Consider the following 13,052-nt stretch of genomic DNA (forward strand, 5'->3'; position numbering starts at 1 on the left):
GTAGGTATCCGTTCAGCGTTATAGGCGCTAAAAGCTCGGGGGTAGGTTCGGTAAGGGCTGGTGGCGAATCCTTTCAGCCGATGGGATTCACTCTCTATACACACCGCGGGCTTACGTACTGTTCCCGTCATCACAATCATTCATATCGATAACGTGCATCAAAGCCACGCTAACTGTTGCAAACTAGAATAGCATGATCAAGCACTTTTGCCAAGCACCGCATCACTTACTTGAATCTTATTTGAATAAGTTTAGCTTCCCAATTCGGCGAACAGCTTCTTGTAATCGTTCTTCGGAAGTGAGTAGACCGATACGCACATACCCTTCACCTTTGGTACCGAAGCCGACGCCTGGCGCTACAGCAACATGAGCTTTTTCTAATAGTAAAGTGGCAAATTCTTCTGAACCCATTCCATTAGGCGTAGGTAGCCAAGCGAAGAACGAGCCTTTAGGTGCTTTAGCTTCCCAACCGATTTTTTCCAACTCCGCAAAAAAAGCATTCCGACGGGATTCATAGGTTGCGACCAGATCGGTTACACATTGCTGAGAATCGGTCAAAGCTTTGGCTGCCGCTGCTTGAATACCTCCAAATAAACTTACATATACATGATCTTGCATCAAGTTAATCAAGCGAATAATCTCTTTGTTTCCCAGAGCAAAAGCGACTCGCCATCCTGCCATATTATAGGTTTTGGACAATGTGTAAAATTCGACACCGACTTCTTTGGCACCGGGAATCTGTAAAAAGCTAACCGGTTGTTCATGATCAAACCCTATCGCTCCATAAGCAAAATCACTGGCAACCACAATATTATGCTTGGCTGCAAATTGTACTGTTTCTTCATAGAAAGAGTAAGGAGCTGTAGCTGATGTCGGATTGTTCGGATAATTAAGAAACATCAGCTTCGCTTTTTCTAATACTTCTGGTGCAATTGCACTGTAATCTGGCAAATAACGATGTTCTTCAGTCAAAGGCATAAATGACATCTCTGCACCGGATAAAGCTACTCCAGACCAGTAATCAGGATATCCCGGATCAGGTACAAGGCAGATATCACCTTGTTCAAGCATAATCTGGCTTATTTCGATTAGTCCTGTTTTGCCACCAAATAAAATAGCTACTTCAGTCTCGGGATCAAGATCGACATTATAATCTTCTTTATAACGTTGTGCTGCTGCTTCTTTCAAAAACGAATAACCCGAAAAAGGAGAGTATTTGTGATATTGCGGATTGCCTGCTGCTTCACGTAATTCTTCAACAATATGTTCAGGTGTCGGTTGATCGGGATTTCCTTGTCCCAGATTAATAACATCATGCCCTGCGGCAACCTGACGATTTACATTCTGCACAAGCTTGGCAAAAAACTGTTCTGGTAATTGGTTCATTACACTAGCAGGTGTAATCGATATACTTGGTAAGTTATTTGTGGTTGCGTCTGAGTTTGAATGGGTGTTCATCGTTATCACTCCGTATCCGGTAAATTCATGGTATGATTGCTACAATTTTAAAAAAACTCAAGTCTCCATAATCTATCATGATTTTTCCGATCAGTATAGAGGAGATTTAAAGGAATAGAAAGTAGTTTCTATTCTTGGTGAATACTATATAGAGGATATCAAAAAGAATAAACTCATGATACATTAAAAGTAGAACAGATTTGTATGATGATTTTAGCTTGGATAAAGGGGAATGATGACTAATGACCAATACACGACAATTACATATTGCTTTAATTCAAATGGATATTGAACTTGCCAATCCTACAGTGAATCAACAACGTGCTGAAGAGTGGATTGCGCAAGCGATGACAGCAAAGCAGAAGCCGGATGTTATTGTATTACCTGAAATGTGGAATACAGGATATGCTCTGGATCGCTTAGCAGGATTAGCAGAACCTGAAAATGGAAAGCTGACTACATGGATGAGTGATATTGCTAAGCAATATCAGATTGTGCTGGTAGGAGGTTCAATATCAGAACAACGTGAAAGTGGATTTTATAATACATTATATGTGTACGGAGCAGATGGCGAACGTAGTGCCAAATACGACAAAATTCATTTGTTCAAATTAATGAATGAAGAGAAATTTATGCAACCTGGCGAGCAGACTGCTTTATTTCCATTACATGATGTAACGGCTGCGGCTTCGATCTGTTATGATCTTCGTTTTCCTGAATTAGCCCGTAGTCTTGCGCTTGCAGGCGCACAAATCTGGTTTGTTCCTGCGGAGTGGCCTCATCCACGTATGCATCACTGGCGTACATTATTAACAGCGCGTGCGATAGAAAATCAGATGTATGTTGTAGCTTGTAATCGCGTAGGACGTGATGAAAATAGTGAATTTTTCGGTCATTCCATGATTATCGATCCTTGGGGGGAAGTATTAGCAGAAGGTGATGAGGTAGAAGGTATTGTCAGCGCGACAATCGATCTGGATCTAGCAGATGAAGTACGTGGACGTATTCCTGTTTTTGCTGATCGTCGTCCTGAATTATATATTCATAAGCAAAAGTGATATTTTATAAACAGCTTCTATAGATAGAATGGTAAAAAAGATACAATGAAAAAGCGGAAGTAAGTTTGCACAGATCGTGTAATCTTATTTCCGCTTTTTTTGGCTGATAATAGATATATGCTTTGTGTAATAACAAAACTCGGTATCAAAGTATAAAGAGAACAGCTATAAAAAATTAGTTACTTAACTTACTAAAAGTTAGTTAGTTGTATGTTCAGCAACATTCTTCTGCAAAGGTCTTTTGTTATTGCGCAAACTGTTTATAATAAAGATATACAACACGAACACATCACAATCAGATCAATATACACAATTAGTTTAACTTAAAGATATTTTAAATAAGGTCATTCAAAAATGATGTAACACTAAAAAATGAAATTTAAAGGAGCTAATGATTATGACACTTCGTACAGCAGGAATTCACCATATCACTTCTTTTGTAGCTGATCCACAACGCAATGTTGACTTTTATGCAGGGGTACTTGGATTGCATATGGTTAAAAAAACAATTAACTTTGATGCACCGGATGTTTATCATTTGTACTTTGGTGATGCAGGAGGTAGTCCAGGAACGATCGTTACTTTTTTCCCACAACCGGGTGCACGTAAAGGCGCTGTTGGAGCAGGACAATTGGGAATTACGGTATTTGCTGTTCCTACAGGATCACTTGATTTCTGGAAAGAACGGTTAACACGTTTAGGTATTCGTTTTGAACCTGTACAACGTTTTGGCGAACAATTGTTACGCTTTGAAGATCATGATGGTCTACGAATCGAATTGGTAGAACGTGAAGGCGGCGCAAAAAGCACCTGGGAATGGGATGGTATCACATCTGCACAAGCGATCAAAGGATTTGGTGGTGGTGTATTGTTCAGCGCAGCCCCTGCCAAAACATTGCATACCGTAGAACATGTACTCGGATTAACTAAAATTGCAGAAGAAGATGGATATGTTCGTTTTCAAGCAGATGGCGATATCGGAAATATTATCGATGTTAATTCTCGCGAATTACCACGAGGTATTGCTGGTGCAGGAACAGTGCATCATATCGCATGGCGTGCAGCCGATTTTGCAGAGCATGACCTATGGCGTGAACAAGTACAAGCGGGTGGCTTCCAACCTACACCTGTTATTGATCGTCAATATTTCAACGCAGTGTACTTCCGCGAAGAAGGCGGCATCTTGTTCGAGATTGCTACAGATCCTCCAGGCTTTGCTAATGATGAACCGGCAGATCAATTGGGACAAAAATTAATGTTACCAGAATGGTATGAGCCACAACGTGAATTGATTGAACAAAATTTACTACCGATCGAAGTTCGTAAAGTATCGGCTCCATCATAATAACAAGTCAGATAAGATAGTTATTTTGCACACATCACTTTTTATCGAATTAAAAGAAGTAAAGCATATATCACCAATCATGTATTGAGGAGGAACAGAGATGACACTTACATTAAAACATATTTTTAAGCAAGGAACAGATTCATCACAACCTGTGTTGTTATTGTTACATGGTACAGGAGGAACAGAGAACGATTTGATTCCTTTAGCACAACGTCTTGCATCAGAAGCTTCGATATTGGGTGTACGTGGAGCTGTATTGGAAAATGGAATGCCACGCTTTTTCCGTCGCTTAGCTGAAGGGGTATTCGATGAACCGGATTTGATTGCTCGTACTCATGAACTCAATACATTTTTGGATGAAGCAGCGCTAGAATATGGTTTTGATCGTCGCAATATTGTAGCAGTAGGATACTCCAATGGTGCGAATATTGCAGCAAGCTTGCTTTTCCATGATAATCAATCGTTAAAAGGCGCTGTTCTACATCATGCGATGGTTCCACTTCGCAGTCTAACGTTGCCTGATCTAGCCGGTATTCCGATCTTTATGGGTTCAGGTACCAATGATCCAATTATTCCTCGCGCCGAGACAGAAGAATTGGCGAAATATTTTATCGATGCGAATGCAGAATTACATTTACACTGGGAAAACTATGGTCACCAGTTAACAGCAACAGAAGTGGAAGCAGCAGTACAATGGTACAATCAACAATTCACATCGTAAAAACAAGCATCATAAGTATGCGCTCGTATAGACAGCTACGAGTATAGATGTTGTTGTGAACATATTGTGAGCCACCTAAAAATTGCAATCTATAGTTATCAATCCAAATAAAAAAACGCTATTGCTGTAATAAAGGCAATAGCGTTTTTTATTTAATTATTCTACTTAATAATGCTATTTAACTATCAGAGATGATCCAAAAGGGAATTAAGATTTGCTATCCGGTACGATGCAAGAACCATCCGCACATACATCGCCTTCTGTACTATTGATCATTTGCAATGGATGATCTTCTGCCCATACATCTTGCAATGTATTTAAAAATACTTCTGTCGGTTGTGCGCCAGAGATACCGTATTTGTTATTAACCACAAAGAAAGGAACACCCGTAACCCCTAATTGATTTGCTTGTTGTTCATCTTGACGAACTTCTTTACCAAATTGCTCACTATTCAAAAATAGTTCGGTTTCTGTACGATCTAATCCTACACGTTCAGCAATATCTAGCAATGTAGCATGATCTCCAATATGCAAGGAGTCGGTAAAATAAGCTTGGAATAAAGCTTCATTCATTTCAGCTTCTTTGCCACGAGCAGCAGCAAATTTCAATAAACGATGTGCATCAAAGCTATTCGTTAATACCATTGTATCAAATTGAAAATCCAAACCTTCATTTTTGGCTTGTTGCCATAAGTTAGCACTGTTTTGTTTGACTTGTTCTAATGTTAAGCCATATTTGTTCATCAACATTTCGTACATATTCATCGGAATATCTTTAGCTGCATTAGGATCTAATTCAAAGCTACGGAAGCTCACTTCAACTTCGTCACGATTAGGAAATTGTTCTAACGCTTTATTAAGACGGGTTTTGCCAATATAGCAAAAAGGGCATTGGTAATCTGACCACACTTCAATTTTCATAGGGATAATCCTCCAGTAAACTCAATTTATCATGATTATTCATCATATTATTGCAAAAGGTGTAACCATTACAGTTGCATTATAAATAGTATAACCTGATTTTTTTGTTATTAATAGTAGCAATATTACTTTTTGTAATTAAAGGTCTTCTAATTGATTTTGTTCGCCCCATTCACACATCATATCTAAGATAGGAATTAACGATTGACCACGCTCTGATAAACGATATTCTACTTTTGGTGGCACTTGAGGGTATTCGGTACGAATAATTAATTGATCTTGTTCTAGTTCTTTTAATGTTACACTTAACGTTTTGAAAGAAATAGTTGCGATAGAACGTTTTAGTTCATTGTAACGCATTACTTTATTTTCTCCGGCTAACCAGTACATAATAATCATTTTATATTTTCCGCCTACCAGTGAAAGAGTATAGCCGAATCCTGTATCTTTGAGGTGAACACCTGTCAGACTATAGTTACCAATATTCATTGCCAATTCTCCTTTCGGGCATTACATACTTTCTTTAAGGTGAGTATCTAACATTAAAGTGCGTACTTTTTTGTTGTAGCGATCCATCATACAATAAGCCTAGCAAGTCCAACCAAGCTAAACATTAATGGAGGTTTATATGAAAACATTAGTAATTATAACGCATCCTCATATGCAAGATTCAGTAATTAATAAACGTTGGATTCAAGAACTGGAAAAGTATCCTGATCAATTTACTATTCACGAACTATACAAAGTCTATCCTGATGAAATCATAAATGTCGAGCAAGAACAAGCACTTGTCGAAGCGCATGATCATATCGTTTTCCAATTTCCGTTGTACTGGTTCAATTGCCCACCATTGCTGAAAAAATGGTTAGATGAAGTACTGTTATATGGTTGGGCATACGGTTCAACAGGAAAATCATTTACCAATCGCAAAGTTGCTATCGCTGTGAGCGTAGGTGTTAGTGAAGCAGATTACCAGCCTGATGGTAAATATCGCTATACATTAGAACAGATTTTGCTGCCTTTTGAAATGACATTCGATTATATTCATGCTTCTTATCAAGGATTTACGGCTTTTTATAGTGCAGAGCATGAATCGACCCCAGTACGTATTGAAAAAAATGCTCAAGAGTATATTCATTTTCTACAACATATTTAAAAAGAATCTATTTTTGCTACCACAATACAAACATAATAGGAATACACATGGTACATCCCATTTATCACACGTTATATCTGTTATATAGAAATAAAAATATAAGGGAATGCATAGACGGCATTTCCTTATGTTATTGTTCAGGGTGGACTACATTAATCATCGTTTCTTTAAACGTATTGACAAATGCTTCAGCCGCTTTGGATAAATATCTTCCTTTACGACGTGCTATAACCAGTGTGCGACTTGGAATCGGTTCTGCTAACGGCAGATAAACCGGTAAAAATTCACCCCGTCTTGACCGCGCTATATAATGAGGAACAAATGTAACGCCCATTCCTGTAGCCACTAATGATTGGATCGTCTCGATATTATTACTTTCAAAAACGACTTGTGGTTCAAACCCTGCTTCTTTACAAACATCGAATACAATTTTGCGGAAACCTTGTCCTTTTTTGAGTACGATAAAAGGTTCATGTTCTAATTCTTTCAATTCCACAGGTCGATGATCACCATTGGCAAATCGCTGAGCTAATGGATGATTAGGCGGTACAGCAAGATCAATTAATTCATCACCTACCGGTTCATAGGTGAGGGAAGGCTCGGTAAGAGGGAGAGCTAGTAGACTGAGGTCTGTTTTACCACTGGCTGTTAACTTTTCTAGATTCAGCGAAGTATCTTCGATCAAGATCACTTCAATCTGAGGATAAGCAGCACGAAAAGCAGGCAATACATGAGGAAGCAGATGGGAACCGGTAATCTGCATACTACCGACAACGACACGTCCACTTTGCAATTGGGAAATGTCTGCCATTTCTTGACGCAACTGTTCTACCGCATCGATAATCTTTTGAGCTTGTTCTACAAAATTAGTACCTGCATGTGTTAATTCGACTGTACTGGTATTACGCTGAAAAAGAAGCACACCTAATTCTTTTTCTAATTTGGATAATTGCTGACTAAGTGAAGGTTGAGCGATATGTAGTTTCTCGGCTGCGCGCGAAAAGTTACGTTCAGCAGCTATTTGTAGTGCATATTGCAGTTGTCTAAGTTCCATATACTGTTGCTCCTTCGTACATCTATTATTTTTATACATCTATTTTAATCAAAATACACTTATAAGTATAGCCTATAACTTCTATAGTTATTATATCTTGGAACAATATAGCACGTAATGTTATATTAGATTCAATATAAAGCGGTGCTTCATTCTCAGGTCCAAGATTTCATTGCAGCCATCATCATTTGCTGCAAGAGAATGTTCATTGACTTAGTGCGAATCTTATGATGGGGTGAACATAATGAGTAAGAAAACATTGTATGAGAAAATTTGGGATAATCACGTTATTTTTCAACAAGAAAATCAACCAAGTATTTTGTATATTGATCTACATTTAGTCCATGAAGTAACGTCTCCGCAAGCATTTGAAGGATTACGTTTAAGCAATCGCAAAGTCCGTCGTCCTGAATTAACATTTGCAACGATGGATCATAATGTACCGACAACCGATCGTTTTAATATCAAAGATCCTATTTCCAAGCAACAAATTGATACGCTAAGCCAGAACTGTGCTGACTTTGGTGTGAAATTGTTCGATCTGGATACAATCGATCAAGGGGTTGTCCATGTTATGGGGCCAGAATTGGGTCTGACTCATCCGGGTAAAACGATCGTATGTGGAGATAGCCATACATCGACTCATGGTGCTTTTGGAGCTCTTGCTTTCGGTATCGGAACAAGTGAAGTAGAACACGTTATGGCAACACAATGTTTACAACAATCCAAGTCCAAAACGATGGAAATTCGTTTTAATGGCAAACGCAAACCGGGTGTAACCGCTAAAGATATGATTTTGGGCGTTATTGCAAAATACGGTACAGATTTTGCTACAGGTTATGTATTGGAATATACAGGTGAGGCGATTCGTGATTTAACGATGGAAGAACGTATGACTGTATGTAATATGTCTATTGAAGGTGGCGCAAGAGCAGGATTAATCGCACCAGACGCAACAACAGTTGAATATCTTCGTGGTCGTCAATATGTGCCGCAAGGGGCAGCATTTGAAGAAGCTGTGGCACGCTGGGAACAATTAACAACCGATGAAGGTGCAGAGTATGATACTGTACTTGAATTTGATGTCGATGCTTTGATTCCACAAGTAACCTGGGGAACAAGTCCGGGTATGGGTACTGATATTACTTCTTCTGTACCGAACCCTGCTGATTTCACAACTGAAAATGAACGTAGAGCTGCTGAAAAAGCGCTTGAATATATGGATCTGGCTCCAGGTACACCGATGGCTGAAATTCCAGTCGATTATGTATTTATCGGCTCTTGTACAAATGGACGTATAGAAGACTTACGCGCAGCGGCGGCTGTAGCAAAAGGATACACTGTTTCAGATCGTTTGACAGCTATTGTTGTTCCAGGTTCGGGACGCGTGAAGATTCAAGCGGAAAAAGAAGGCTTGGACGTTATTTTTAAAGAAGCAGGCTTTGAATGGCGTGAAGCAGGATGCAGTATGTGTCTGGCAATGAACCCTGACGTATTGCAACCGGGACAACGTTGTGCTTCTACATCGAACCGTAACTTTGAAGGTCGCCAGGGACGTGGCGGACGGACGCATCTTGTATCTCCAGCAATGGCAGCAGCAGCGGCGATTACAGGACACTTTACAGATGTACGTGACTGGAATTTCAAATCAGAAGTGTTGAACTAGGAGAGGGGTAATTATCGATGGAAGAATTTAAACAATTAAACGGTATCGTGGCTCCGGTAGACCGCGTGAATGTAGATACAGATGCTATTATTCCCAAGCAGTTTTTGAAAAGAATCGAACGTACTGGTTTTGGACAATTTCTATTTTACGAATGGCGCTGGGATGAAGCAGGAAATGTGAATCAAGAATTCGAAATGAACAAACCACGTTACGAAGGCGCTTCTGTACTTGTTTCTCGTGCCAACTTTGGTTGTGGTTCTTCTCGTGAACATGCACCGTGGGCGATTATGGATTACGGATTCCGTTGTGTTATCGCACCATCCTTTGCTGATATTTTTTACAACAACTGTTTCAAAAATGGCATTTTACCAATCAAATTATCTGAAGAGCAAGTACAGGATATTTTCCAACGTACAGCCGATCATGAAGGATACCGCTTAAAAGTCGATTTGGAAAACAAACAACTATCTGATGAGTACGGTCTAACGATCGATTTTGATCTGGATGAGCATCGTCGTCAATTCTTGCTTCAAGGTCTGGACGATATCGGTCTAACGTTACAACATGAAGCTGATATTACAGCTTACGAAAAAAACAAAGCTCAACATTTATTCGTATAATTCTTAAAAAAATGCATAACCCTGTCGATAGTACTTATGACAGCGGGTTGTGCATTTTTATTTTGCTATATTTACTTTAAATTTTAAGGTTACATTGACGTAACATTTTTAAATTTAAGGAAAGCTCGCGCTCATTCTGTTAAGATTGTAAAAGACTCGCAACTTTTGATAAAGTTAAGCGTCTAATAAATCGTCTGGTTGTATGTGAAAACCGGTAGGAGCCGTACAAGAAGTTCGGTAATAAAAAACGGGAATGGTAGGGGTGAAGAATGAAGAAATTTGCTTTTTTGTTATTTTTGTTTGCGTTTATGTGGTCCTTTCCCCACATCAGTGATGCTGCCACGAACACACGTGTTGTACTAGATGGACAGCAACTTAGTATTCCGGAAGATGTGCAGAATATTGATGGTTCGGTGATGGTGCCGATTCGTGTGATTTCTCAAGAACTTGGTTATCAAGTAACCTGGAATCAAGATGATGGTAAGGTTGCGATTGATGGCGAAGGCAAATCAATCACATTGAATATTGGCAAAAAATCAGCTTCTGTTGATAACCAAGCGTACACGCTGAATACAGCACCAGTTGTTCAAAATGGAACAACATTAGTACCGATTCGTCTGGTTAGTGAACAGATGGGGATCAAAGTAAACTGGAATAACAGCGACAAAATTGTCACGTTGGCAACAACAGGCACGAGCACCGGCGGAGGAACGACTTCGGAATCAGGATCAAACGCCGAGAACGGTCTTGCACTGGTGAACGGTATTAGTTTTAGTGAAAGCCGCTTACTGGTTACACTGGACAAAAACGTAACACCGAAAGTATCCAAAATGGATTCACCTAACCGGATTGTAATCGATCTGCCTAACTCTGATTTTGGTGGAGGATTTGGTCAATCTGCAAGTGCAGGACAAATTCAAACGCTTGCTGTCGAGAACAATGATAAAGTTTCTCAAATTCGTTACTCACAGTACAGCACAGATCCATCTTCGGTTCGGATCGTTATTGATCTGAACAACAAGCAAAATTACGAAGTCTTTAACGAAGGCAATGGATTGTTGATTGTTGATCTGACACCAGACAATGGCACAACAACGAAGCCTACTGTTCCAACAACGACAGAAGGAACAACACAAACTGGATCTTCTGTAGGAAACGATGGTAAAAAAGTAGTCGTTATTGATGCAGGGCATGGATATCAAGATCCAGGAGCTATCGGTTCGGTAAGCAGTGAGAAAGCTTTGAATCTTGCAGTAGCTTTGAAAGTAGAAGCTATTTTAAAACAAGATCCAAATATTGATGTAGTGCTTACACGTTCAGATGATACATTCCTTGAATTGAAACAACGTGTCAAAGTAGCTGAAAAGCTGAATGCAGATCTATTTGTCTCTATTCATGCGAACAGCAGTAGTTCTTCTGCGGCTTCCGGTACAGAAACATATTACCAACGCAGCAATAGCAAAAAGCTAGCACAGACGATTCACAAGTATCTTGTGGCTGCTACAGGCTTTAAAGATCGCGGTGTACAATATGGTAACTTCCATGTTATTCGCGAAACGACCATGCCTGCGGTATTGTTAGAAGTTGGATTTATCAGTAATAAATCCGAAGAAGCTAAAATGAATGATGCTTCCAGACAACAAGCGGTTGCTGAAGGTGTCGTTAAAGGAATCAAAGAATATCTAGGTGTATCTTAAAAGAAAATCCAGACGTGCCAAAAGATCAGTCCTATGGGGTCTATTCCATAGATGACTGATCTTTTGTTTTGGAGAAAAAAATAAATCATAGATAACTTTTAACGATTTGTTGACGTAAGTAAAAAATTACTGAAAATTCATGTAAACGATGCGTGCAATTCGTCACAGAACATGTTAAGATACGAATTGTATTGTCATTGAAGATTGGGTACGAGATCTAATGCTAGACGCAGCAATCCCTATCATGCAGGTACAGTGAGACGATACCGTCTGAGTCGCGGAAAATGCCGTGGACAGGCGGTTTTTTGCAGGAGGAATACTAATGAATGCCACTACAGTGAGACATATTTTAGATACCATCGCTGGCATGTTCCCAGATGCGCACTGCGAACTTAATCATAACAATGCGTTTGAACTGACGATTGCTGTACTGCTTTCGGCACAATGCACAGATGCGACAGTCAACAAGGTGACGGCAGATTTATTTCAGAAATATCACACACCACAGGATTATATCTCTGTACCACTTGAAGAATTGGAACAGGATATACGGCGTATTGGATTGTATCGCAACAAAGCGAAGCATATTCAAAATTTATGCCAGATTCTGATTGAAAAATATGGTGGAGAAGTACCTAGTGAACATGACCTGCTTGTACAGCTTCCAGGAGTTGGACGCAAGACAGCGAATGTGGTCGTATCCAATGCATTTGATGTGCCGGCTTTTGCAGTAGATACTCATGTTGAACGTGTATCCAAAAGGCTAGGACTCGCAAACTGGAAAGACAATGTAACCGAAGTGGAAAACAAGCTGAACAAGCGTGTACCGCGAGATGAATGGACGATTAGTCATCATCGCTTTATTTTTTTCGGACGGTATCATTGCAAAGCTCAAAATCCTGCTTGTCAGGTATGTCCACTACTGGACATTTGTCGTGAAGGCAAAAAAAGAATGAAAACGTCTTTAGTGATTAAAGAGAAAAAGGTCAAACCTAAAATCTCAAAATCAGTAAAGAAAAACAACACTACAACATAAAAAGAGGTCGAACGTTATGAAATGCATTTCCGTATACACTGATAATTTTGAACAATTTTCTGATATCTTTGAGCAAGTGGTAGCAGAAGAATTGGCTGAAAACGAAGAAAAAGAAGTTGACGGTATTACTGTTAACTATTCTGGTGATGTACCTGATTACTATATCGAGCGTATGGCACAAAAACGCGATGTTGTTGTGATGAAAGACAAAGGTAAAGGGATTACTATTTTGCAACATGGTAAATTGTTTGAAATTCTAGTTCCTGTTGCAGAAAAAGAAGCTAGCGTTATCTAATGCAGCGATAGCATAATAGCTT

13 protein-coding genes and 1 other annotated feature (1 of these 14 running past the window's edge) are annotated in these 13,052 nt (G+C 39.4%); of the genes, 9 read left to right on the forward strand and 4 right to left on the reverse strand.

Annotated elements, in window-relative coordinates; genetic code table 11:
- Positions 1-140, reverse strand: a binding site (T-box leader); it reaches 86 nt to the left of the window's first position.
- A gap of 97 nt (positions 141-237) precedes the next feature.
- Positions 238-1,458 (reverse strand): pyridoxal phosphate-dependent aminotransferase, encoded by a 1,221-nt coding sequence (locus tag ACFSGI_RS07680; RefSeq protein WP_204823565.1) that lies wholly within the window; start codon positions 1,456-1,458, stop codon positions 238-240.
- Between the two features lie 242 nt (positions 1,459-1,700).
- On the opposite strand from ACFSGI_RS07680, the gene ACFSGI_RS07685 reads away from it, so the two are divergent.
- The 3 genes from ACFSGI_RS07685 to ACFSGI_RS07695 all read left to right on the forward strand — a co-directional run bounded on the left by ACFSGI_RS07685 (position 1,701) and on the right by ACFSGI_RS07695 (position 4,585).
- Complete coding sequence (locus ACFSGI_RS07685; RefSeq protein ID WP_204823566.1) at positions 1,701-2,516, forward strand: carbon-nitrogen family hydrolase; 816 nt, start codon at positions 1,701-1,703, stop codon at positions 2,514-2,516.
- Positions 2,517-2,913: 397 nt separating this feature from the next.
- Positions 2,914-3,861, forward strand: coding sequence for a ring-cleaving dioxygenase (locus tag ACFSGI_RS07690; RefSeq protein WP_204823567.1), 948 nt, complete (start codon positions 2,914-2,916; stop codon positions 3,859-3,861).
- Between the two features lie 100 nt (positions 3,862-3,961).
- A complete protein-coding gene (locus ACFSGI_RS07695; RefSeq protein WP_204823568.1) occupies positions 3,962-4,585 on the forward strand; it encodes an alpha/beta hydrolase in 624 nt (207 codons plus the stop codon).
- A gap of 207 nt (positions 4,586-4,792) precedes the next feature.
- Here the strand turns inward: ACFSGI_RS07695 and ACFSGI_RS07700 are convergent, their stop codons facing one another.
- Positions 4,793-5,506, reverse strand: a complete 714-nt coding sequence (locus ACFSGI_RS07700; protein ID WP_204823569.1) for a DsbA family oxidoreductase — start codon at positions 5,504-5,506, stop codon at positions 4,793-4,795.
- 138 nt (positions 5,507-5,644) lie between these two features.
- On the reverse strand, positions 5,645-5,995 hold the full coding sequence (locus ACFSGI_RS07705; protein ID WP_204823570.1) for a winged helix-turn-helix transcriptional regulator: 351 nt from the start codon (positions 5,993-5,995) through the stop codon (positions 5,645-5,647).
- Between the two features lie 139 nt (positions 5,996-6,134).
- Here ACFSGI_RS07705 and ACFSGI_RS07710 point away from each other — a divergent pair, with 139 nt between their 5' ends.
- Entirely contained in the window at positions 6,135-6,662 is a 528-nt protein-coding gene (locus ACFSGI_RS07710; protein WP_204823571.1) for an NAD(P)H-dependent oxidoreductase, read from the forward strand.
- 130 nt (positions 6,663-6,792) lie between these two features.
- Here ACFSGI_RS07710 and ACFSGI_RS07715 read toward each other — a convergent pair whose 3' ends face one another.
- A complete protein-coding gene (locus tag ACFSGI_RS07715) occupies positions 6,793-7,716 on the reverse strand; it encodes a LysR family transcriptional regulator (RefSeq protein WP_204823572.1) in 924 nt (307 codons plus the stop codon).
- Positions 7,717-7,960: 244 nt separating this feature from the next.
- Between ACFSGI_RS07715 and leuC the strand changes: the two genes are divergently transcribed.
- The 5 genes from leuC to ACFSGI_RS07740 all read left to right on the forward strand — a co-directional run bounded on the left by leuC (position 7,961) and on the right by ACFSGI_RS07740 (position 13,030).
- Entirely contained in the window at positions 7,961-9,382 is a 1,422-nt protein-coding gene (leuC, locus tag ACFSGI_RS07720; protein WP_204823573.1) for a 3-isopropylmalate dehydratase large subunit, read from the forward strand.
- Between the two features lie 17 nt (positions 9,383-9,399).
- Complete coding sequence (gene leuD / locus ACFSGI_RS07725; protein ID WP_204823574.1) at positions 9,400-10,002, forward strand: 3-isopropylmalate dehydratase small subunit; 603 nt, start codon at positions 9,400-9,402, stop codon at positions 10,000-10,002.
- 269 nt (positions 10,003-10,271) lie between these two features.
- Entirely contained in the window at positions 10,272-11,699 is a 1,428-nt protein-coding gene (locus tag ACFSGI_RS07730) for an N-acetylmuramoyl-L-alanine amidase (RefSeq protein WP_204823575.1), read from the forward strand.
- 322 nt (positions 11,700-12,021) lie between these two features.
- Positions 12,022-12,735 (forward strand): endonuclease III, encoded by a 714-nt coding sequence (nth, locus tag ACFSGI_RS07735; protein WP_204823576.1) that lies wholly within the window; start codon positions 12,022-12,024, stop codon positions 12,733-12,735.
- 16 nt (positions 12,736-12,751) lie between these two features.
- Positions 12,752-13,030, forward strand: a complete 279-nt coding sequence (locus tag ACFSGI_RS07740) for an NAD/NADP transhydrogenase alpha subunit (RefSeq protein WP_204823577.1) — start codon at positions 12,752-12,754, stop codon at positions 13,028-13,030.
- Positions 13,031-13,052: the final 22 nt, after the last annotated feature.

It is taken from the genome of Paenibacillus nicotianae (assembly GCF_042681745.1).
Classification (GTDB): Bacteria; Bacillota; Bacilli; order Paenibacillales; family Paenibacillaceae; genus Saccharibacillus; species Saccharibacillus nicotianae.

Excerpts from the sequence above, each read along its gene's own strand:
- ACFSGI_RS07730 (WP_204823575.1), top strand. The coding sequence starts at position 10,272 with ATGAAGAAATTTGCTTTTTTGTTATTTTTGTTTGCGTTTATGTGGTCC.
- ACFSGI_RS07700 (WP_204823569.1), bottom strand. The coding sequence starts at position 5,506 with ATGAAAATTGAAGTGTGGTCAGATTACCAATGCCCTTTTTGCTATATT.
- ACFSGI_RS07680 (WP_204823565.1), bottom strand. The coding sequence starts at position 1,458 with ATGAACACCCATTCAAACTCAGACGCAACCACAAATAACTTACCAAGT.
- ACFSGI_RS07710 (WP_204823571.1), top strand. The coding sequence starts at position 6,135 with ATGAAAACATTAGTAATTATAACGCATCCTCATATGCAAGATTCAGTA.
- nth (WP_204823576.1), top strand. The coding sequence starts at position 12,022 with ATGAATGCCACTACAGTGAGACATATTTTAGATACCATCGCTGGCATG.
- ACFSGI_RS07740 (WP_204823577.1), top strand. The coding sequence starts at position 12,752 with ATGAAATGCATTTCCGTATACACTGATAATTTTGAACAATTTTCTGAT.
- ACFSGI_RS07685 (WP_204823566.1), top strand. The coding sequence starts at position 1,701 with ATGACCAATACACGACAATTACATATTGCTTTAATTCAAATGGATATT.
- leuD (WP_204823574.1), top strand. The coding sequence starts at position 9,400 with ATGGAAGAATTTAAACAATTAAACGGTATCGTGGCTCCGGTAGACCGC.
- ACFSGI_RS07690 (WP_204823567.1), top strand. The coding sequence starts at position 2,914 with ATGACACTTCGTACAGCAGGAATTCACCATATCACTTCTTTTGTAGCT.
- ACFSGI_RS07695 (WP_204823568.1), top strand. The coding sequence starts at position 3,962 with ATGACACTTACATTAAAACATATTTTTAAGCAAGGAACAGATTCATCA.
- ACFSGI_RS07705 (WP_204823570.1), bottom strand. The coding sequence starts at position 5,995 with ATGAATATTGGTAACTATAGTCTGACAGGTGTTCACCTCAAAGATACA.
- ACFSGI_RS07715 (WP_204823572.1), bottom strand. The coding sequence starts at position 7,716 with ATGGAACTTAGACAACTGCAATATGCACTACAAATAGCTGCTGAACGT.
- leuC (WP_204823573.1), top strand. The coding sequence starts at position 7,961 with ATGAGTAAGAAAACATTGTATGAGAAAATTTGGGATAATCACGTTATT.